Origin of the sequence: Erwinia sp. MYb416 (genome assembly GCF_037479575.1) — a bacterium.
Classification (GTDB): domain Bacteria; phylum Pseudomonadota; class Gammaproteobacteria; order Enterobacterales; family Enterobacteriaceae; genus Erwinia; species Erwinia rhapontici.
This window is the reverse complement of sequence record NZ_JBBGYT010000438.1, coordinates 267,334-286,633: the sequence shown is the minus strand read 5'-3', so window position 1 is coordinate 286,633 and position 19,300 is coordinate 267,334. Positions and strand designations below refer to the sequence as shown.

General features: G+C 53.7%; 24 protein-coding genes and 1 riboswitch. Of the genes, 10 read left to right on the top strand and 14 right to left on the bottom strand.

Annotated elements, in window-relative coordinates:
• Positions 1-93: 93 nt before the first annotated feature.
• A complete protein-coding gene (locus WH277_RS10785) occupies positions 94-1,671 on the top strand; it encodes an ABC transporter substrate-binding protein (protein ID WP_133846244.1) in 1,578 nt (525 codons plus the stop codon).
• A gap of 57 nt (positions 1,672-1,728) precedes the next feature.
• Here WH277_RS10785 and WH277_RS10780 read toward each other — a convergent pair whose 3' ends face one another.
• Positions 1,729-1,923, bottom strand: coding sequence for a hypothetical protein (locus WH277_RS10780; protein WP_133846243.1), 195 nt, complete (start codon positions 1,921-1,923; stop codon positions 1,729-1,731).
• Positions 1,924-2,271: 348 nt separating this feature from the next.
• Here WH277_RS10780 and WH277_RS10775 point away from each other — a divergent pair, with 348 nt between their 5' ends.
• Positions 2,272-2,475: a KTSC domain-containing protein gene (locus WH277_RS10775; RefSeq protein ID WP_133846242.1), complete on the top strand. Its 204-nt coding sequence runs from the start codon at positions 2,272-2,274 to the stop codon at positions 2,473-2,475.
• 319 nt (positions 2,476-2,794) lie between these two features.
• On the opposite strand, the gene WH277_RS10770 is transcribed toward WH277_RS10775, so the two are convergent.
• Positions 2,795-3,010 carry a hypothetical protein gene (locus WH277_RS10770; RefSeq protein WP_167864049.1) on the bottom strand — a complete coding sequence of 72 codons (216 nt, stop codon included), beginning with the start codon at positions 3,008-3,010 and terminating at the stop codon, positions 2,795-2,797.
• Positions 3,011-3,043: 33 nt separating this feature from the next.
• Between WH277_RS10770 and WH277_RS10765 the strand changes: the two genes are divergently transcribed.
• Entirely contained in the window at positions 3,044-4,057 is a 1,014-nt protein-coding gene (locus WH277_RS10765) for an acyltransferase (RefSeq protein ID WP_339505630.1), read from the top strand.
• Between the two features lie 74 nt (positions 4,058-4,131).
• Here the strand turns inward: WH277_RS10765 and WH277_RS10760 are convergent, their stop codons facing one another.
• Positions 4,132-4,362, bottom strand: a complete 231-nt coding sequence (locus tag WH277_RS10760; protein ID WP_133846239.1) for a hypothetical protein — start codon at positions 4,360-4,362, stop codon at positions 4,132-4,134.
• A gap of 76 nt (positions 4,363-4,438) precedes the next feature.
• Positions 4,439-5,020, bottom strand: a complete 582-nt coding sequence (locus WH277_RS10755; RefSeq protein ID WP_133846329.1) for a class I SAM-dependent methyltransferase — start codon at positions 5,018-5,020, stop codon at positions 4,439-4,441.
• 429 nt (positions 5,021-5,449) lie between these two features.
• On the opposite strand from WH277_RS10755, the gene yjbE reads away from it, so the two are divergent.
• A complete protein-coding gene (yjbE, locus tag WH277_RS10750) occupies positions 5,450-5,692 on the top strand; it encodes an exopolysaccharide production protein YjbE (RefSeq protein ID WP_133846238.1) in 243 nt (80 codons plus the stop codon).
• Between the two features lie 83 nt (positions 5,693-5,775).
• Here the strand turns inward: yjbE and WH277_RS10745 are convergent, their stop codons facing one another.
• The gene (locus tag WH277_RS10745) at positions 5,776-6,666 is read right to left on the bottom strand and encodes a dihydrodipicolinate synthase family protein (protein ID WP_133846237.1); all 891 of its coding nucleotides are present in this window, start codon (positions 6,664-6,666) and stop codon (positions 5,776-5,778) included.
• 299 nt (positions 6,667-6,965) lie between these two features.
• Positions 6,966-7,259, bottom strand: coding sequence for an anti-adapter protein IraP (gene iraP, locus WH277_RS10740; protein ID WP_133846236.1), 294 nt, complete (start codon positions 7,257-7,259; stop codon positions 6,966-6,968).
• Positions 7,260-7,450: 191 nt separating this feature from the next.
• Here iraP and WH277_RS10735 point away from each other — a divergent pair, with 191 nt between their 5' ends.
• Positions 7,451-7,648 (top strand): hypothetical protein, encoded by a 198-nt coding sequence (locus WH277_RS10735; RefSeq protein WP_133846235.1) that lies wholly within the window; start codon positions 7,451-7,453, stop codon positions 7,646-7,648.
• 1 nt (position 7,649) lies between these two features.
• On the top strand, positions 7,650-8,399 hold the full coding sequence (locus WH277_RS10730; protein ID WP_167864047.1) for a hypothetical protein: 750 nt from the start codon (positions 7,650-7,652) through the stop codon (positions 8,397-8,399).
• 1 nt (position 8,400) lies between these two features.
• Here the strand turns inward: WH277_RS10730 and crcB are convergent, their stop codons facing one another.
• On the bottom strand, positions 8,401-8,778 hold the full coding sequence (crcB, locus tag WH277_RS10725; RefSeq protein ID WP_133846233.1) for a fluoride efflux transporter CrcB: 378 nt from the start codon (positions 8,776-8,778) through the stop codon (positions 8,401-8,403).
• Between the two features lie 83 nt (positions 8,779-8,861).
• A riboswitch (Fluoride riboswitch) is annotated at positions 8,862-8,933 on the bottom strand.
• Positions 8,934-9,070: 137 nt separating this feature from the next.
• Here crcB and WH277_RS10720 point away from each other — a divergent pair.
• On the top strand, positions 9,071-9,778 hold the full coding sequence (locus WH277_RS10720) for a helix-turn-helix transcriptional regulator (protein WP_212813789.1): 708 nt from the start codon (positions 9,071-9,073) through the stop codon (positions 9,776-9,778).
• A complete protein-coding gene (locus tag WH277_RS10715; protein WP_133846231.1) occupies positions 9,775-10,698 on the top strand; it encodes a pyridoxal-phosphate dependent enzyme in 924 nt (307 codons plus the stop codon). Before WH277_RS10720 ends, WH277_RS10715 begins: the two co-directional genes overlap by 4 nt.
• Positions 10,699-10,701: 3 nt before the next feature.
• On the opposite strand, the gene WH277_RS10710 is transcribed toward WH277_RS10715, so the two are convergent.
• Positions 10,702-11,334, bottom strand: coding sequence for an alanyl-tRNA editing protein (locus tag WH277_RS10710; RefSeq protein WP_171148806.1), 633 nt, complete (start codon positions 11,332-11,334; stop codon positions 10,702-10,704).
• Between the two features lie 238 nt (positions 11,335-11,572).
• Here WH277_RS10710 and WH277_RS10705 point away from each other — a divergent pair, with 238 nt between their 5' ends.
• On the top strand, positions 11,573-12,394 hold the full coding sequence (locus WH277_RS10705; RefSeq protein WP_159337626.1) for a shikimate 5-dehydrogenase: 822 nt from the start codon (positions 11,573-11,575) through the stop codon (positions 12,392-12,394).
• 33 nt (positions 12,395-12,427) lie between these two features.
• Here the strand turns inward: WH277_RS10705 and WH277_RS10700 are convergent, their stop codons facing one another.
• From WH277_RS10700 to proB, 3 genes are read right to left on the bottom strand one after another with little or no spacing between them, the layout of a single operon-like run.
• Entirely contained in the window at positions 12,428-13,054 is a 627-nt protein-coding gene (locus WH277_RS10700) for a LysE family translocator (protein ID WP_133846228.1), read from the bottom strand.
• A 22-nt stretch (positions 13,055-13,076) separates the two neighbouring features.
• Positions 13,077-14,330, bottom strand: coding sequence for a glutamate-5-semialdehyde dehydrogenase (gene proA / locus WH277_RS10695; RefSeq protein WP_159337624.1), 1,254 nt, complete (start codon positions 14,328-14,330; stop codon positions 13,077-13,079).
• Between the two features lie 9 nt (positions 14,331-14,339).
• Positions 14,340-15,443, bottom strand: a complete 1,104-nt coding sequence (proB, locus tag WH277_RS10690; protein ID WP_133846226.1) for a glutamate 5-kinase — start codon at positions 15,441-15,443, stop codon at positions 14,340-14,342.
• A 246-nt stretch (positions 15,444-15,689) separates the two neighbouring features.
• On the opposite strand from proB, the gene WH277_RS10685 reads away from it, so the two are divergent.
• The gene (locus tag WH277_RS10685; protein WP_272952614.1) at positions 15,690-16,844 is read left to right on the top strand and encodes a porin; all 1,155 of its coding nucleotides are present in this window, start codon (positions 15,690-15,692) and stop codon (positions 16,842-16,844) included.
• Positions 16,845-16,969: 125 nt separating this feature from the next.
• Here WH277_RS10685 and crl read toward each other — a convergent pair whose 3' ends face one another.
• From crl to gpt, 3 genes are all read right to left on the bottom strand, one after another.
• The gene (crl, locus tag WH277_RS10680) at positions 16,970-17,371 is read right to left on the bottom strand and encodes a sigma factor-binding protein Crl (RefSeq protein ID WP_133846225.1); all 402 of its coding nucleotides are present in this window, start codon (positions 17,369-17,371) and stop codon (positions 16,970-16,972) included.
• A gap of 57 nt (positions 17,372-17,428) precedes the next feature.
• Positions 17,429-18,679 carry an esterase FrsA gene (frsA, locus tag WH277_RS10675; protein WP_339505616.1) on the bottom strand — a complete coding sequence of 417 codons (1,251 nt, stop codon included), beginning with the start codon at positions 18,677-18,679 and terminating at the stop codon, positions 17,429-17,431.
• A 146-nt stretch (positions 18,680-18,825) separates the two neighbouring features.
• Positions 18,826-19,284, bottom strand: a complete 459-nt coding sequence (gpt, locus tag WH277_RS10670) for a xanthine phosphoribosyltransferase (protein WP_133846223.1) — start codon at positions 19,282-19,284, stop codon at positions 18,826-18,828.
• Between the last annotated feature and the right edge of the window lie 16 nt (positions 19,285-19,300).

Sequence of the window (19,300 nt, the reverse complement as noted above, 5' to 3'; positions counted from 1 at the left end):
GTTTTTAACAGCTAACCATAGTCAGATCTGGCATTTCTGATCCACAGTTATACGCCTATAGTCCTGATATCGCTCCCGATTCAGGACTCCATCATGCACAAGATTCTTCCTTTATTAATCGCCAGTACCCTGGCATTGACCCATGGCGCCCAGGCTGCCACTCCGGCCGATACGCTGGTGGTGGCCATCTCGCTCGACGGGATTATCAGCTTTGATCCGGCGGAAAGTTTTGAAACCGTCAGTAACAGCAGTCTGCGCAACGTCTACCAAACGCTGGTCTCCCCGGAGATCCGCCATGAACGTAATCTGGTCCCGGAACTCGCCAGCAAATGGGAAGCAGGTAGCACCGAACACAGTCTGCTGTTCACGCTCAACGCCGGGAAAAAATTTGCCAGCGGCAATCCGGTCACCAGCGACGATGTGATTTACTCGCTAACGCGTGCGGTGAAACTGAACAAAACGCCGGTCTTTATTCTGGGTGAGTTTGGCTGGACACCGGAAAATATTGATGCGCAGTTTACCAGGAAGAGCGATACGCAGTTTGAGCTCCGGTGGCAGTCAGCTATCGGCCGCGACCTGGCACTGAGACTGCTGACCTCTGCCGTCGCTTCAACAGTCGACAGCAAACTGGTGAAACAGCACGTCAGCCAGCAGGATTACGGTAATAACTGGCTGAGGACACATTCGGCAGGCAGTGGCCCTTATGCCATCAGCAAGTACGTGCCGCAGCAGGCGCTGGTGCTGGAACAGAATCCTAACGCACAGCCAGCCCCGCATCTGAAACGCGTGCTGCTGAAAAGCGTTGCCGATGCCGGTTCACGCAGACTGTTGCTGGAAAAGGGCGATGCAGATGTGGCATACGATCTGGGCGCAGACCAGTTCGCCACGCTGAAAAAACAAACCAACGTGCGTGTTGCCAGCTATCCCTCCGCACTGATTTACTACCTCGGTTTCAACACTCAGGATAAACAACAACCTGCGCTGGGTAACCCGGCGCTGTGGCAGGCCGCACGCTGGCTGGTCGATTACAACAGCCTGTCCACGCAGCTGTTAAAGGGCCAGTATCAAACACATCAGACCTTCCTCCCTGCTGGCTTTGACGGCGCGCTGGACAACCAACCTTTCCACTACGATGTGGCAAAAGCGAAAGCGATTCTGGCGAAAGGAGGGATCAAGCCCGGCACCCGCTTCTCTCTGACCATTATCAATCAGCCACCGTACAGTGACGTGGCGCAGGCGTTGCAGGCCAGCTTTGCCAAAGCGGATATCCAGATTGATATCCAGCCCGTGGCAGAGTCTGAGCTCTGGGGAAAAATGCGTGGACGTAACTTCCAGTCCATCTTTATCTACTGGGGCGCGGATTACGTCGATGCCAACAGCAACGCCAGCACCTTCGCCTACAACGTTGAGGGCGGGCCGAAAACACTGGCCTGGCGCGTCGGCTGGACTATTCCTGAGCTGAGTGCCAAAACACGTGCGGCCGCCGCAGAGAGCGATGTGAAAAAACGCACGGCGCTTTATCAGGAACTGCAAACCGACATCCAGCAAAACTCGCCGTATGTGGTGTCATTACAGGGGCAGAAACAGGTGGGGCTGGGCAACAATGTCCAGGGCGACTATCAGGGCGTGGGCAACAGCCTGCTCTATTTCGATCTGGTCAGTAAAAAGTAGTGCATTTCAGCTACGGGCCTTGCCCGTAGCTGAACGTCTGGTTATCTGAAACGAGTCTCAGGAAATCGCGGAGTCAGACGCGTGCTTATGTTTTTCAGCTTCAAAATGCGTCTTAAACTGCTCATAGATCGAGATCATATTGGCCGCATCGCCCTGCAACGGGCTCAATTTCCCGGCGCGAACCAGTTCAATCACCAATTGTAAGGCAGCCTGCTTCGGGCTGTTGGACGGGTGTGCAATTTCATTCGACATATCAAATTCCGCTAAACCAGTGAAAAAAAGCACTTTAGCAAGTTTGATCGTCCTCCGTCATCCTTTTTGCCTCTCCATACAAATCACCAAATCTATGCAAAAAAAATATTCTTGTACAAGTTTGGCTAGGCATGTACAGTAGCCCTGTAACGAATCATGCATTTGCATGGCCTCAGGAAGTGTTGCTGGGTTTCCCACTTCCCGAGGCTCATTTTTATCCGCTTCTCTCTGTCGCTCCCCGCCTCGCTTGTCTTAATGTGCCTAAACCTCAATGAATTTGATTCAGGACAAGATGAACTCGTGTTTATAGGTTAAATTTTAATCACACGATTTGGTTCAGGAGGGGATATGAAACGACAAATTGTTGCCTCATCTGCAATTCACTCTGTCGGCTACGATGCTGACAAACGGATACTGGAAGTTGAATTACTCGGTCATGGGACGTCGACTTATCGCAATGTCCCTCTGACGACCTGGCATTTTTTTATGGCGGCTCCCTCTAAAGGCGCCTTCTTCTACAAACACATCAAGCATCAGTTTTTACAGCATTAATCGCTGTGTCTTCGCGCGGGAACGCAATTGTTTCCGCCTTTACTTCAGATCCAGATAAAATGAGAGTATTCTCATAGAGAAGCGCCCCCATTAACACCGATATTGCCTCCGGTTTATAACAGGTTACGGTCGTAGTGCGAAAAGGTCATGGTGACCTGCGCTTATTGGCTACGACCTAACACAGGCTAATGGAGGGCACGCTATGTCGCAATTTAGCGACAAAATAAAATTCACTGAACGCTACCCGCTATTTCTCTTGTTTGCGGGTTTGATCCTTTTGACGCCTTTTTCCATGGCAGAGAAAACCGTTATTTCTTTATCACAGGAGCAGGATGGCGGTGATGCGGGCCGGGCTTGTATCTATGTTCATAAGGGTAAAGCAGAGTTCCGCATCGTCAAACCGGGTGAATCCTGCGCCCCGGAAATTATCATCAATAATCAACGCAGTTAAAACTGCGGGCGTTTTTGCAGGTAAAACATCAGACTTGCCCCAAAATATGTTACCTTTAAGGCAGTGAATACCTGCAGATGCCATGCAGTGTAGCCCTCTGGCAAAGGAAACCGTTGTTTGAAAACCCTCAATATTAAACTGTTGACGATCATCGCTACTTATCTGGTCGTTCTGTTGCACACGGCGGCGGTACCGTTCAGCACATTTCATAGCGCCTGGTCAGTCGCGGTGATGTACGATGCGCTGGGACGAATTTCATTTCCCTTGTTTTTGCTGATCGCCGGTTATATCTCACTGAATAAAAATGAATCATTGTTAAGCACGCTGAAAACTCGCGTGTTGAATTTGTTGTTACCCCTGATTGCCTGGACAGGTATTTATTTTATTTACGACCGCTTAATCAACGACAGCACGACCCTTTTCAGCTTACTGGATCTGCTGAGCACCCCAGCCTACGAGCATTTGTGGTTTATCTATACCCTGATTCTGCTGTTCCTGGTGACGCCGCTGCTGAATACGTTTATTCAAAACGGAAGTCAGAAGAGAATTAACTACATTATTGCCGTCTGGTTTGCGCTGGCCTCCGTGTATATGTTATTTGATAACTTCAAAGAGACCGTACTGGAAAACCGGATAGCACCCACGCCCAGCAATATCGACATGGTGGTTTATCTCTCCGGATTTTATATTATTGGCGGGGTGGTTCGTCGTTATAAGCCGTCGCCCAAAGTCACCATTGCGGCGATTATATTTATCCTCAGCGCAGTATTAACGGCAGTGATGGGGTATTCGCTGTCGAAAAGCATTGGTCAACCTAATGAGATTTTCCTGTTTTATTCAGCACCCACGATTGTCACACTCGCATTGGCCTGCTTCTTTATGCTGCTGCATGCTCCTTTGCAGTTTTCACGGCGCGTGAATCTGATCATCCGCAATCTGGCCAGGCTTAGCGTAGGGGTTTACTTTGTGCACATGCTGGTACTGGAAACGCTAATGCGGTTGTATCCCATCAGCTTTGATAACTATTCTTCGGTACTGACGATCCCAGCCATAGCGCTGGTCAGCTATCTGCTGTCAGTACTGCTAATCTCGTTGATAGACCGCGTTCCGGGGCTGAAACGTCTTATCTGATGCAATGACCGTTCAGGTATTGCCTGAACGGCCGTTGTCGTCCGGTAGCAAATGTACCGTTTACAAGGCAAGTATCAGAACCTTGCCTCCGCAAATTTATGCGGTTGATTGATGGCCCTGCGGGCAATCCAGTAGAGTAAAATACGTTCGTCATCCTGATCCTGATCGGCCATCGCCAGCAGCTTTAAGCCCAGCGTGGATTTGTTAACCGGCTGACCCGTAATACTCAAGTCAACCACGGCTTTACCGATGATAGTACAGACTTCTTCTTCACTCGAAATTGGTACTGCTTCTTCAGTGCTCATCTTGTCCTCCTCTTGGGCTAAAGATTAAGCATAGCAAAGCTGCACCAATAACAAGCCAGAGTCAGATCAATCTCATTTAACGTCCACGACTGGCCCAGGGTAACTGCGCCAGCGAATGGCCACGATAGACCCATGCCGGGGGCAGATTCGCCAGTACTCGCGTGCGATTCCAGGCGAAATACCCGGAGAGCAACGGCTCGCAAAGCGAGGTGTACTGGAACTGGATAAAGACACCATTGGCACTCAGCTGTGAGGCAGCCTGCTGCAAAATACGATGACGAACCTCATGCGGCAGCGATAACAGCGGCAGGCCGGAAAAAATCGCATCAAACTCTCCGCACAACGTCTCCGCTGATTCGCCACTCACCTGCAAACGCGCATCCTCAAGTGCCGCCAGCCGAGGATGAAAACGTGGGTTCGTTTCAAACGTCAGCAGGCTGGCATCCGGGCGCATTCGGGTCAGCAGGTGACGGGTTAACACACCGTCCCCTGCCCCCAATTCTGCAATTCGCAGGCAATGCTGCCAGTCGACGGCATCTGACATGGTTTTACACAATGCCTTAGACGAAGGGGCAATCGTGCCCGTTTTACGGGGGTCTGCAATAAACTCCTGGAGATACCCGGTTTTATTTTTGATATAGGACAGTGCAGATAGCAACATAAACCCTCGCTTCAATACGGCAATCTTCAGTAGGCCATAACTGGCTTAACAAGTTCTTAAAAGCTGGGCTATTTGGCAAAAACCAGGATTAATCGCACACTGCGCGGGCATCCAGGGAAGGAATAATGATGCTAAGAGGATATTCTGAAAATAAGTGCGGTTTTCCAGCCACAGGCGGCCACGTTTCACAGCCAGTATTAATCGTACTCAGCGCGAGAAAGTTCTCATCGCATTTTCGCCGCTGCGCTAATCCCCACTATGACAGTATTGTGACAAGAAGACAGAACAGTTATGACTGGATCTTTTTTCCTGCCACTGCGACTGGAGTCCCGCTGAAACCGCTGTGAGATGCCCATATCACAACACAATAAATCTCATTATCCTTCTCTGGCAGCACCTGCTGTCTCCAGACCTTAGGATAATAAAATGAAATATGTTAAATCAGTTTTTCTGCTGGTATTACTGGCAGGCAGCGCCAACACCTGGGCCGTTACTGGGGCAGGTGAGGCAGCAGGTAGTAGCGCATCATCCATGTCAGATGGCACTTCAGATGCCGTCGGCGTGGGCGCAGTCGCTGCTCTGTTAGGCGTGGCTCTCGCGACTTCCGGCGGCGGTGATGGCTCCAATACCGGAACAACGACCACCACAACCTCTACCGTTTCACGTTAATTATTCTTTCACACAGCAAGTAGAAAGCCGGTCTCATAAAGCTTTCAATGGCCCTGCGAACCCGCAGGGCCATTTCTGCTACATCACTCCACATCCGGTAATGCATGCAACACCTGCTCAACCTGTCGACACTCGGCACTGTTCAGCCCCAATAACGGCCGTGGCAATACGGGCTGGCAAATCCCCAGAATATCTGCGGCGGCATACATCACTCGCAGGCTACTCAGCGTCTGAAACAATTGCCACAACGGCGCCAGCTGCTGGTTGAGTTCTGCAACGCGATCCACCTCTCCCCCCTGCGCAGCACGGGTTAGCGCCAGAGCCTGTTGCGGTAATAATCCTCCCAGCACGCTAAACCACACATCGCCCCCGGCCAGCAATGCCCCTGCCGCATGCCAGTCACCGCTGTAGCCGACGGCAAACGTTGTTGGAAACAACGCTCGCAGCTCCGCTACATCGCTCTGACGCATATCGGCCTGTCCGGGCTGCTTCAGCGCCTGTATCTGCGGCAATGTTGCCAGCCGCTGTAGTAAGCCCTGCGTGAAGGTAAAGTGCGTCGTGCCAGGATTGTTATAGATACAAATGGGCAGATGACTGGACTGCGCCACGGCAGAATAGTGCTGGAAAACTTCCTCTTCACGCAGTGGCGTATAGGAAACCGGCGCCAGTAAAATTCCCTGAGCGCCGGCGCGTTCAGCATCCTCAGCCAACAGGCAAGCCTCATCAGTACGCAGCGCTCCCGCGCTGGGAATCACCGGGATGTCCGGGCCAAGACAGGCCACTGCAGCCTCAATGGATCGCTGCTTCTGTTCACGACTGAGATAGGCATACAACCCGGTACTGCCGTGTAACCCCACTGAATCGACCCCCGCTCGTTTCAGCCTGAGCAGCAGTTTTTCCAGAGCAGGAATATCAACCACGCCAGACGTATTTAGAGGCGTTATGGGGAAAGCAGAAAGTCCGCGAAACAGCATGACAAAAGCTCCAGAAGTTACAGAAATGGTGCAATAACAGTAACCCAAACAGCTCAGCACAAGCGGATTACACGCACCTTAACTTGTCGCCTATACTGAATATCAGTCCCTGATCGGTCAAAGGAGTGAGTGATGTTAATCGGCTTCGTATTACTCGTCAGTGCCTGTGGATATGATGCTTGTGACGCACTTCCGGTTTCCGAGCATATTTATCCCACCCGATACGCCTGTGAAGAGATGGCCGAACGGATCTTAAAGCGGCGCCCCAATGTGGTGCTGCTGTGTGGGGAGGTTTATCGTTAGCTGTCTTCTGTTGATGCAGCATCATCCACATAACGGGTCACCGCCAGCAGGCGGTTGACATGGGTCAACAGCAAATCCACATCAGTTTGTAGAAAGCCATCGCCACTGCGTGACGCAGTGAGTACTGCATTCTGAATATTTTCAGAGATCGAGGATGATCCCTCTTTGCCTGCGGTCAACAACAGCGCGGCAATCAGCAGGGATTGTGCTTCAACCTGGGCTGTCAGCTCTTTCGTATCCACATCCATTTTGGCGAGCTTCATTAAAATATCGATGACCAGTTGCTTCATGTCGCTATTATCCTTATCAGATTATCCGTATGAAATTACCACTCTCCCCAATCCGGGTAAACAGGACAGACCGCAAGATAAGGCAAATGATCGCGATTTCCAGATAATCCCTCAGTGTGTTTTCGCCTTCATCTGATAGCGGAAATGCCACTCTGCTGCCAGGCTTCCCCGACACCCGTTGAGGAGAAACTATGTTCCGCTTTATTTGCTCTTTGTTTTCCAGCCCCGAGTCCCTGTTGCAGGTGATGAGTCAACGCGATATTGCTGAGTCGATCGAAGAGGGTGAACGTATTCTGATTGATGAAGATGGCAGCGCGATGGTCAATTTTTCCAGCCCGGAAGTCCATGAAGACTTTGCCCGGCACGTTAATGCACTGAAGAGGGCCTGAGATGGGAACGGCGATCTTTATGGTGTTAATGGTCTGCGGCTACTGGTACACCAGCCGCGACCTCTCTACACGTTTCAAAATCAAACGTTCATTTGGCTGGGATGTTTACTTCCTGGTGGCGCTGTATGGCTGCATTTTTGTCCTGCAGGGTGTTTTGGCCACCGGACTGATCTGGTTAGTGCTGCTGGCCGTATCGGCAACCTTTAACGCCATTCCGTCACTGGCAGATGGCCTGCATCATCAGTGGCAAATCGAATTTATGACCTGGAGCTTTTTAGGCATTCAGGCACCCGTGGTCATCATGCTCACCTTTGCTGTGGCCTTTTGCATTTACCGTTCAAGCTGGTCAGGCAGCGCCCGACTGGATAGCTTTGGCCGCAAAAAGCTGTACAAGAAGCTCTCCCGCGCCAATGGCGTTGAGGGATTACTGTTTCAGTGCATGGAAGAAGGTGAGCTTGCCTGGATCACGCTGAAATCGCGGCGTATTTATATCGGTATGATCCACGCCGCCTCTTATGACAATGTCGCGACAGCCAATGTCGTGCTGATCCCGATGCTGAGTGGTTACCGCGATGGCAAAAGCCTGAATTTATGCATTGAGCATAATTACAGCCGCTGGTATGCCGAACATGGCATCACGCTTGATTCAGAACCGAAATCGGCCATGGCTTTTCGCAAAGTGATCATGCTGGAGCAGATAGAAAGCCTGTCATTATTTGATGAGGCCAGCGCCAGTGCGCTGGCACGCTAAATCAGAACAAAAGAGACATCAGCCAGAACCCGGCGAAGGTCATCAACAGCGATCCGAGCACATGCACCAGAATCGAGGTCATCGCCCACAGATAATTTCCTGCCTGCAATAGCGTCACCACCTCCAGCGAGAAGGTGGAAAATGTCGTCATGCCGCCGCACAGCCCGGTGGTGATCAGCAGCTTCCAGGCCGGATCAATCCCCGGGTGGCGCACAAACCAGGCCACCGTTGCGCCAATAATAAAGCCGCCCACCAGATTCACCAGCAGCGTGCCCGGTGGCAGGTTGGGGAACAGGCTATTCAGACGCACGGCCAGCAACCAGCGGATCACGCAGCCCGCACAGCCGCCAATCATGACAGCCAGTAATGGTTTCAACATAAAATCCTCAGAAATGGAGAGGAAGGTGCCAACAGGCAAATAATACACGGCCTGATACACCGACCTCTGGTTAAACAGAGTCAGGGTTATCAGGCGTCATCAGCCCTTACAGTCAGGGCGGTTGGGAAAGGTGGAACACCATCACCTTATGGCATTTAAGATAATCAGCGCCTACAGGTTTTGCAAGTGGCCTGTTAAACGATATCCTCGCTTAAAATCAACAAAATGTTGATAGCTAAACATCCTGTTGATAACCTACTGCATTCTGTTCTCTTACCCTCGTTGAGTCATTATGACATCACATTCCCCAGATATTGCCCGCGAACGCGCACTGATCCTGCAAACCCTGAACGCCGCAATCACAGCCCTGGGCAGTGTGGTTGGGCGTAATACTGAAATCGTTCTGCATGACCTGGAACACCCGGAAAAATCAGTGCTGGCCATCACTCACGGTCATATCACCGGCCGCGTGCCAGGCAGCCCGGTACTGGCTGTTCCCTTAGAGGATCAGGGGCTGCGCGCGCTGCTCAACGATAACGCACAGGCGAGCAATACGACGCCGACAGTGATCCCTGACTATCCCACCCGGGGTAAAAACGGCCAGACCCTGCGCAGCGCGACCGCACTTTATCGTGACAGCAATGGTCAGCCGTTTGCCGCACTCTGCATCAATACTGATAACAGCGAACTGCTGGCGGCGAAACGCTGCCTTGATAGCCTGCTCAACGCAGACGCGCCGCCCCCTCAAACAGAAGAGAGCGTGGATATGGGGCAGCTAATGGCGGATATCATTGCTGACTCGCTGAGTGAACTGAATGGCAACCTGCGCGTGTCGCGTAAGCAGGCCAAACTGGCGGCGGTTCGAAAAATGCAGGATCGCGGTATGTTTATCGTCAAGGGCGGGATTGAGAAAGCCGCAGCAGCGCTGGGCGTCACCCGCTACACCATTTACAACTATCTGGATGAAATCCGCGACGAACAGTCAGGGAGCACCTTATGAGCCTGCATATCACCACCCCGCTTCTCTCTTCACGCCCGTTAAGCCTGCTGGCAGGCCGCGAAGTGATGCTGAAAATGGAGGCGTTACAGCCGCCCGGTTCCTTTAAAATCCGTGGTATTGGCCTTGCCTGCGAAACCTGGCAGCGCCGGGGGGCACAGCGTTTTGTCTCTTCGTCAGGGGGCAATGCCGGTTTGGCCGTGGCCTGGGCCGGGCGCCATCTCGGTGTGCCCGTCACCGTTGTGGTGCCGGAAACCACCCCGTTGCGGGCACAGGAGCTGTTGCGGCAGGAGCACGCTGAGGTGATCGTACACGGCAGCTCCTGGCAGGAAGCGAATCAATATGCACAGTCACTGACGGGCAAACAGGATGCGTTTCTGCATCCGTTCGACGATCCGCTGCTGTGGCAGGGGCACGCAACGATGATTGATGAAGTGGCGCAGAGCGGGATGAAACCTGACGCCGTGCTGCTGTCGGTGGGCGGTGGCGGCTTGCTGGCGGGCGTGGTGGCCGGGCTACAGCGTAATGGCTGGCAGGACGTTCCTGTGCTGGCCGTTGAAACAACAGGCGCCGCATCTTTCCATGCGGCGCAGGCCGCCGGGAAGAGCGTCGAACTGGCGGAGATCCGCAGTATTGCCTCTTCGCTGGGCGCAAAGCGGGTGTGCGACCAGGCGCTACGCTGCGCCGGTGAACATCCGATACACAGCCTGCTGGTGTCAGATCTTGCCGCCGTCACCGCCTGCGAACGCTTTCTTGACGATCACCGGGTGCTGGTAGAACCGGCCTGCGGGGCCAGCCTTGCCGTGGTTTATGACCAGCATCCGCAGATCGCCGCTTATCAAAACCTGCTGGTCATTGTCTGCGGCGGTGCCACCAGCAGCCTTGAACACCTGCAAAAAATGGCCGCCGCACTGCGCGGCTGACCCTCAGTCCAGTTCGTACTGAACGGATAACTGCCCTTTCTTCTCTTTGGCACTGGTGATGCGCACCAGGCCAACCTGCGCGGTCGACAATACGTGCGTACCGCCGCAGGCGTAAGCAGGCAGCGCTCCCCAGGTGACTTTACGCATCCCTTCCTGCTCACTCAGCACGCGTGGCAAATCTGCCGCCACCAGCGCCTGGGTCAGGCGCTCCAGTTCTGCCACGTCCACGGCTTTCACAGGCTGTTCTCCCGGTGCAAAAACAATGCGCCCGGCACCGGGGCGATGATCACCTTTGGTGGCATACCAGCCAAACTGCTCGCCGACGACACCGATCAGATGCCCGGCCGAGTGCATGCGGGTATGGTGCACGCGCACCTGCCCATCAACCTTGATCGCCACCGGCCCGAGCGGCACGCTGGTTGCCAACAGATGGATCACCTGCCCCTCTTCCTGGCTGGCTTTCACCACCTCAATCCCCCCGAGCGTTCCCTGGTCAGAGGGCTGCCCACCGCCCTGCGGATGAAACAGCGTTGAAGAGAGGATCACCCGGTACTGACCATTGTCATCCGGCTGGCAGCTGATCACTTCGCTGGTCATTTCGAGGCTGTCGTTGTGGTAATACGCTCTGTCCGTCATCAATCAGGTTCTCAACAATGAGGAGATTATCGCCCAGCAGGTTAGCATTCCACTCCAGAAAACTAAACAAAATGTTGAAATTTAATCTCTGAAATCTTGATTAATCAACAAAATAGATAAATAGCGTCTTTGACGCTCTGTTCTGCTTAAAAGGGGAAATTTGTCAGCGAATTCAGCAGTTTTTTATCTCGTGATTTTAGTCCATGCTGGATGCCACTCCCTTCACAGAGACAACCCGATGACCAAAAATCTGAATAAAGACACCCAGGTCTGCATGTCACTGGCGGCACGGCCCGGCAATTTTGGCACCCGTTTCCATAACTATCTCTATGACGCCCTCGATCTCGATTACCTCTACAAAGCCTTCACCACCAAAGACTTAAGCGCGGCGATTGGCGGCGTGCGGGCGCTGGGTATCCGTGGCTGTGCCATTTCAATGCCATTTAAAGAGGCCTGCATTCCGCTGCTGGATGAGCTGGACGCCTCCGCCAAAGCCATCAATTCGGTGAATACCATTGTCAATACCGAGGGTTACCTGAAGGCTTATAACACCGACTATATTGCCATCCATAACCTGTTGAAACAGTATCAGGTCCCCACCGGACTGACCTTCGCTCTGCGTGGCAGCGGTGGCATGGCAAAAGCGGTGGCCTGCGCCTTAAAAGACAGCGGTTTCCATCAGGGCTATATTATTGCACGCAACGAAACCAGTGGGCGCGAACTGGCGGAGCTGTACGGTTTTGAATGGCGTGCTGACCTGGAAGGGCTACAGCCTGGGCTGCTGATCAATGCCACGCCTACCGGAATGGCGGGCGGTGCAGATGCCGATGCATTGTCATTTGATCGTGCGACTATTGACGCTGCCAGCGTGATTTTTGAAGTGGTGGCGTTACCGGAACTGACACCGCTGGTACAGTACGCGCGCAGCCAGAAGAAGACTGTCATTACCGGTTCTGAAGTGTTTGCTATTCAGGCAGTGGAACAGTTTGCGCTGTATACCGGCGTTCGGCCCGATGATGCCCTGTTCCGCAAAGCGGCGGCGCATGCACGACAGGGATAGATGACGTGTGGGCTGCCCTGCCGGGCGGCCCGTTCAGCGTTTATCCATCACCATTTTGACCGCCAGCCCCGCCAGTACCGTTCCCATCAGCCAGCGCTGGGCTTTCTGCCAGCCGGGGCGGCTGGCAAGGAAGGCGGCAATGGTACCAGCGGCAAAAACAATCAGGCTGTTCACCAGCATACTGGTGGCGATCTGCGTGAAACCCAGCGTCAGGGATTGCGCCAGGACATTGCCCTGTTCCGGGTGGATAAACTGCGGCAACAGGGTGAGATAGATCACCGCCGTTTTGGGATTCAGCAGATTGGTCAGCAACCCCATAGTAAACAGCTTACGCGGGCTGTCCGGTGGCAGATCGCGCAGCTGAAACGGGGATTTCCCCCCGAACAGTGCCTGCCATGCCATCCACAGTAGATAGGCCGCACCGGCTAAGCGCAGTGCGTCATAAGCCATCGGCACCGCCATCACCAATGCCGTAATCCCCAGCGCAGCGCAAATCATGTAAAACATAAAGCCCAGCGCTACACCGCACAAAGAGATGTACCCGGCCCTGCGTCCCTGGCAAAGGGAGCGCGAGATCAGGTAAATCATATTAGGGCCGGGGGTTAACACCATCCCAAGGGCGATGGCGGCAAAGGGTAAAAGCTGGGAAAGCGTAACCATTTCAACCGCCTCTTTTTATTCGTTAAACGCGCACCGTATCGTCACCATACGCCACCCACTTATAGGTGGTCAGTGCTTCCAGTCCCATCGGGCCACGTGCATGCAGCTTCTGGGTACTGACCGCCACCTCGGCGCCAAGACCAAACTGGCCGCCATCGGTAAAGCGGGTGCTGGCGTTGACGTAAACTGCCGACGAATCCACTTCGTTAACGAAGCGGTCAGCATTCTGAATGGTGCGCGTGAGAATCGCATCAGAGTGCTGCGTGCCGTACTCACGGATGTGGGCAATGCCCTCATCCAGTGAGTCCACCAGCTTGACGTTCAGATCCAGTGCCAGCCACTCATCGCGATATTGCGCTTCAGTGACCGCACTGACGCTGGCCAGACCGTTGCTTAACAGCGGCAGCGAGCGCGGATCCGCATGCAGGCTGATGCCTTCCTGCGCCATCCGGGCGCTCAGGGCAGGCAGGAACGTGTCGGCAATCGCCGCATCAATCAGCAGGGTTTCCACCGAGTTACAGGCGCTTGGACGCTGTTTTTTGGCGTTAACGATCACCTTCAGTGCCGCATCCTGTTCAATGCTGCGATCAACATAGATATGGCAAACGCCGATACCGCCGGTGATCACCGGAATGGTGGACTGCTCACGGCACAGCTTATGCAGCCCGGCACCGCCGCGTGGGATCAGCATATCCACGTAACGGTCGAGCTTCAGCAGTTGATTCACCAGCTCACGGTCCGGGCTTTCAATCGCCTGCACCGCACCTGCTGGCAGACCATGCTGTTTCAGGGCATCCTGAATCACCCGCACGGTGGCACCGTTGGTGCGATACGTCTCTTTGCCACCGCGCAGGATCACCGCATTACCGGTTTTCAGGCACAGGCTGGCAACGTCCACGGTCACGTTCGGACGCGCTTCATAAATCACGCCGACCACACCCAGCGGCACGCGGCGGCGCTCAATACGCAGCCCACTGTCGAGCTTACCGCCGTCGATCACCACACCCACCGGATCGGCCAGACGGCACACCTGACGCACATCATCGGCAATCCCTTTCAGGCGCGTCTGATCCAGCATCAGGCGGTCCAGCAGTGCGGCACTCATGCCGTTCTGGCGTGCATCTGCCAGGTCGAGTTCGTTGGCGGCCAGTATGGATGCGCTCTGCGCTTCCAGATGGTCAGCAATCGTCATCAGCACCTGATTTTTCTGTGCGGTCGACAGCACCGACAGCTGATACGAAGCGGCCTTAGCGGCCTTACCCATTTGTTCAAGCATGCGTATTCCTTAAGAAACAATCATATCGTCACGATGTATCGCCACCGGACCATATTCATAACCTAAAATTTCGCTGATCTGCTGGGAGTGATGTCCGGCAATCATACGCATGGCATCGCTGTTATAGCGCGATACGCCGTGGGCAACATCGCGCCCCTGCAAACTGCGAATACGGATCACTTCACCACGGGAAAAGTTGCCGCTAATTTCACGGATACCTTTTGGCAACAAGGAGCTACCGCGTTCCAGAATCGCTGACAGCGCCCCATCATCCACCACCAGCTCACCGGCCGGAGGCGCACCGAAGATCCAGCGCTTGCGATTTTCCAGCGGGGTTTCAAAAGCGTGGAAGCGGGTCCCAACCGGGTTGGAGGCAATCACATCACCAATCACACCAGGACGGTTACCGGCCGCAATAATGGTATCAATACCGGCGCGACAGGCCACATCCGCCGCCTGGAGTTTAGTCGCCATACCGCCCGTTCCCAGGCCTGAAACACTGTCACCCGCCAGCGCACGCAGCGCATCGTCGATACCGTGAACATCGCGGATCAGTTCGGCTTCCGGATTATTACGCGGATCGGCAGTAAACAATCCCTGCTGATCGGTGAGCAGCAGCAGCTTATCGGCACCAGCAAGGATAGCCGCCAGCGCAGAGAGGTTGTCGTTATCACCCACTTTGATTTCAGCAGTGGCGACCGCGTCATTTTCGTTGATGACGGGCACGATATGGTTATCGAGCAGCGCGCGCATGGTGTCACGGGCGTTAAGGAAACGCTCGCGATCTTCAAGGTCTGCGCGGGTCAGCAGCATCTGGCCGATATGAATACCGTAGATCGAGAACAGCTGTTCCCACAGCTGGATCAGACGGCTCTGCCCCACCGCAGCCAGCAGCTGCTTAGAGGCGATGGTCGGGGGCAGTTCAGGATAGCCAAGGTGCTCACGTCCTGCCGCCATCGCGCCAGAGGTCACAATCACAATCCGATGGCCCGCGGCATGTTGCTGTGCGCACTGACGCACCAGCTCCACAATATGGGCCCGATTCAGCCGACGCGATCCGCCGGTCAGTACGCTGGTCCCCAGTTTCACCACCAGGGTCTGGCTGCTGCTCATTATTTCCTGCCATTTCGTAAAAAAGAGTACAAAGAAACGTTTTAGCAGGTGTGGTGCCCGAAGCCAACAGCCAGCGCGGGAAAAGGGCGAAAAAGCCCTGACCACTTGCTAGTCCAAAAGTTCGCAATTAACAAGAAGTGTTGAAAACTGTAATAAAACTTTAATGGAGAAAGGGTAAAAAGTCCGTGCTTCGAACAGAGCCTTCGGGCCGTTTATTACTTTTACTCTTTCGGGATTGATAGCAAAATGATGAAGAAAAGCGCACTGGCAATCTTAACCGCAGCTCTGGCCCTGTCCACCGCTGCACAAGCCGCAGAAGTCTATAACAAAGACGGCAACAAACTGGATTTCTACGGTAAAGTTAAAGCAATGCGTTACATGAGTGAAGCGGACACCAATGCCAGCAACAACGCTGACAAGTCCTACGTCCGTATCGGCTTCAAGGGCCAGACCCAGATTAACGACCAACTGACCGGTTACGGCCAGTGGGAATACAACTTCAGCGCCAGCAACTCAGAAGGCGGTGCTGATGCGCAAGCCGGTAACAAAACCCGTCTGGGCTTCGCCGGTCTGAAACTGAACGATTTTGGTTCTATCGACTACGGCCGTAACTACGGTGTGATCTACGACGTGGAAGCCTGGACCGATATGATGCCTGAGTTCGGCGGCACCGGTTACACCCGCGCTGACACCTATATGCTGACCCGTGGTAACAGCATGCTGACCTACCGTAACAACGACTTCTTCGGTCTGGTCGATGGTCTGAAATTTGCCTTGCAGTATCAGGGTAAAAACGACGCTTCATCAACACGTGCGGGTAACGTGAGTAACGGCGATGGTTACGGCGCATCTCTTTCTTATAAAATCATTGATGGTCTGAGTGTCAATGGGGCATTTTCTTCTTCTAACCGCCTGATCGCCAATGAGACTACACCAGGCCTTGGCCAGAAAAATGCGGCATTCGGTTCTGGTGACAAAGCGGAAGCCTGGGCAACCGGTCTGAAATATGACAACAACGGTGTATACCTGGCAACGACCTACGCTGAAACGCGTAACATGAACCCAATCAACAGCGGTGCAACCTTCACTCAGGCTAACGGCACAACAACCGCCGTGTCAGGTTATGTGAATAAACTGTCGAATTTTGAAGTTGTGGCACAGTACCAGTTCGACTGGGGCCTGCGTCCATCACTGGCCTATGTGCAGACGAAAGGCAAAGATATGGAAAATGGCGTTGGTGATGCTGATCTGTACAAATTTGTTGATATCGGTGCGACGTACTACTTCAACAAAAACATGTCTACCTTTGTCGATTACAAAGTTAACCTGTTGAGCGATGACAACAAATTGAACCTGAACACCGACGATATCGTTGCTGTAGGTGTGATGTACCAGTTCTAATCCCTTTGACGCTGTGACACGCCACTGCCACAGCGATAAATGATTTACCCCTCGTTATGTGTCTAAAACAAAGGCTGGAGCAATCCAGCCTTTTCTTATGGGGGGTCAGGAATGAACAGGCAGGACTACGCGGTCAGTTTAACCGGCTTGTCAGCAAAACCGGCTGCCGGAACCAGGCCCAGCTCGATCTCTGCTAACTGCGCCTTTAAACGCTCATGGAAGTTACGTAACGTCTCTTCAAGACGGGCATTATTATCCTTACCCTTTACCGTGCTCGGCTTCCAGTTGCCTTCTTTATCAAACAGACCAAAGTGATACTCATAGGTGAAATGGTCAGTCTGGGCTTCCAGCTCCATCCACCAGCCCCAGAACTCACGCAGTTCCGGTTCAGGTTTCACATTGACGCAAACGGCCAGGCAATCAAAGAAGAAGCGGTCGCCTTCACATTTGCCTTCACGGATGTAAGGACCCAAAGAGTGAAAGCGCTTGATCAGCCGACTCTTAGGATGTCCACTCGGTAACGTCATCGTTAAAACCTCCATAATTGAGTCTATAGTTGTAGCAAACTATTGAATATTAGCAACTCATACGTCTAAGCGCTGCGCCAGCCAGTCACAAATGTCACGCAGGCCTTTATCAAAATTCGCCATCGCCGGGGAGGTGTTAATCTTTAACAAACGCCCGGCGCTGGAGGAATTGGTGATCAGCCGTGATTCTTCTTCCGGGCTAAACGGGTCATGAGCCCAGTAACCGGACAGCATCGGCGTCGGGCAACGGCGGCCCAGCAGTCCCTGAATTTTCAGTGAGAAACGGCTCAGTTCAGTGCGTAATGCACTGTCGGATGTCCCTGACATGCCAAGGCGACTGGCCAGCATATCCATATACATCTCAGGTACGCGATCCTGTAAGTTGGTATCGCTAAGCAGGCTGTGTACCACTGGCCCAAGGCAGGCTACGCCGCGCAGGCGCTGGCTTTCCAGATAGGCCAGTCTGACCGCCACGTTAGCCCCAAAACGGAAACCAAAGGCGGCGACGCGCGTGTGATCAACCCAGGCCACATTTTCCAGCTGACGCAATACCTGTTGGTGCAGGAAGCTGGAATCCTGGGTCAGTTTCCATTTAGAGGAAAAGCCCACCGATGGCATATCCAGCGTCAGCATCGCAATGCCACGCGGGGCAAGGTAGTCATGAAAAAGACGGTAATGGTCGCTTTGCAGCGCATCCAGGCTACCACACAGCAGCACCGTCGGATAAGGGGCTTTCACGTCCGGCGGCATATGCAGGAAACCGGTCACCGGGCTGCCACCAGGAATAGCAAACTCCAGTGCTTTCAGTTCGCCAGGCAGACGGTGGGTGGCTTCTTCATAAGCACGGCTGGCCAGCACCTGCGCCTGCTCTGCCAGTTCATCCTCTTTCAGATGCGGATAGCCCGCCACGCTGTAAAGGTGTGCCGCATGGAGCCAGTACTGGCCCGCTTGCGCGTCATCATCACATTCGGTGGCCTTCTGCTGCCAAAGCGCCGCCTGCTTTGACCACTCATAGATCCAGTTGCCGCCGCGATAGCCAATCACCGTATCCAGCAGTTGATCATCGGTATGTTCAACGGTGCTGACGGCGATACGTGCCAGCACTTCACTCACTTCCTGCGGCGTCAGTCCACGCCAGGTCCACAGCAGGCGGTTAATCATCCGATACCAGCCGGCATGGGTTTCGCCATCCAGCGCAGACTGGATGCTCAACGGGCGATGATGATGCAGACGTCGCACCAGCGATGAGGTTTCCGGGTGTTTAAAACGCGGCTTGAAGAGTTCTTCGCTGAGGTTTTTCGGCGACATAACAGGGCGTTCCTCTGGCGTACGGGTAGGATTTGAGTCTACCGTAGCAGGGAGTTTCACGCGAAGGGTAAAAACAAACACGCCCGACAGAATCGGGCGTGTTTTGATCTAACACACTAAATGTCTCTGATGACAGAGTGAATCAATCAGCTTTTTACCAGCGGGGGAAGGTAGGCAATGCCCATGTCCCACGGCTGTTCAATCCAGGTGTTTTGCGGGATGTCGATAACATAATCATCCACCAGCGGGCGTCCGGCTGGTTTAGCGAAAATCGTCACGAAATGCGCTTTCGGGTACATCTCACGGATAGCCTGTGCAGTGCCGCCGGTGTCCACCAGGTCATCGATCACGATGAAACCTTCACCATCCCCTTCTGCACGCTTCAGCACGGTCATTTCGCGCTGGTTATCGTGGTCGTAGCTGGAGATGCAAACCGTGTCGACGTGGCGGATACACAGCTCACGCGCCAGTAAGGCGGCAGGTACCAGACCACCACGGCTGACGGCAATAATGCCTTTCCACTGTTCAGCGGGCAGAAGGCGCTCGGCCAGTTTACGGGCATGGATTTGCAGCATGTCCCAGGTGACGATGTATTTTTCACTCATTAAAAGAATCCCGGCC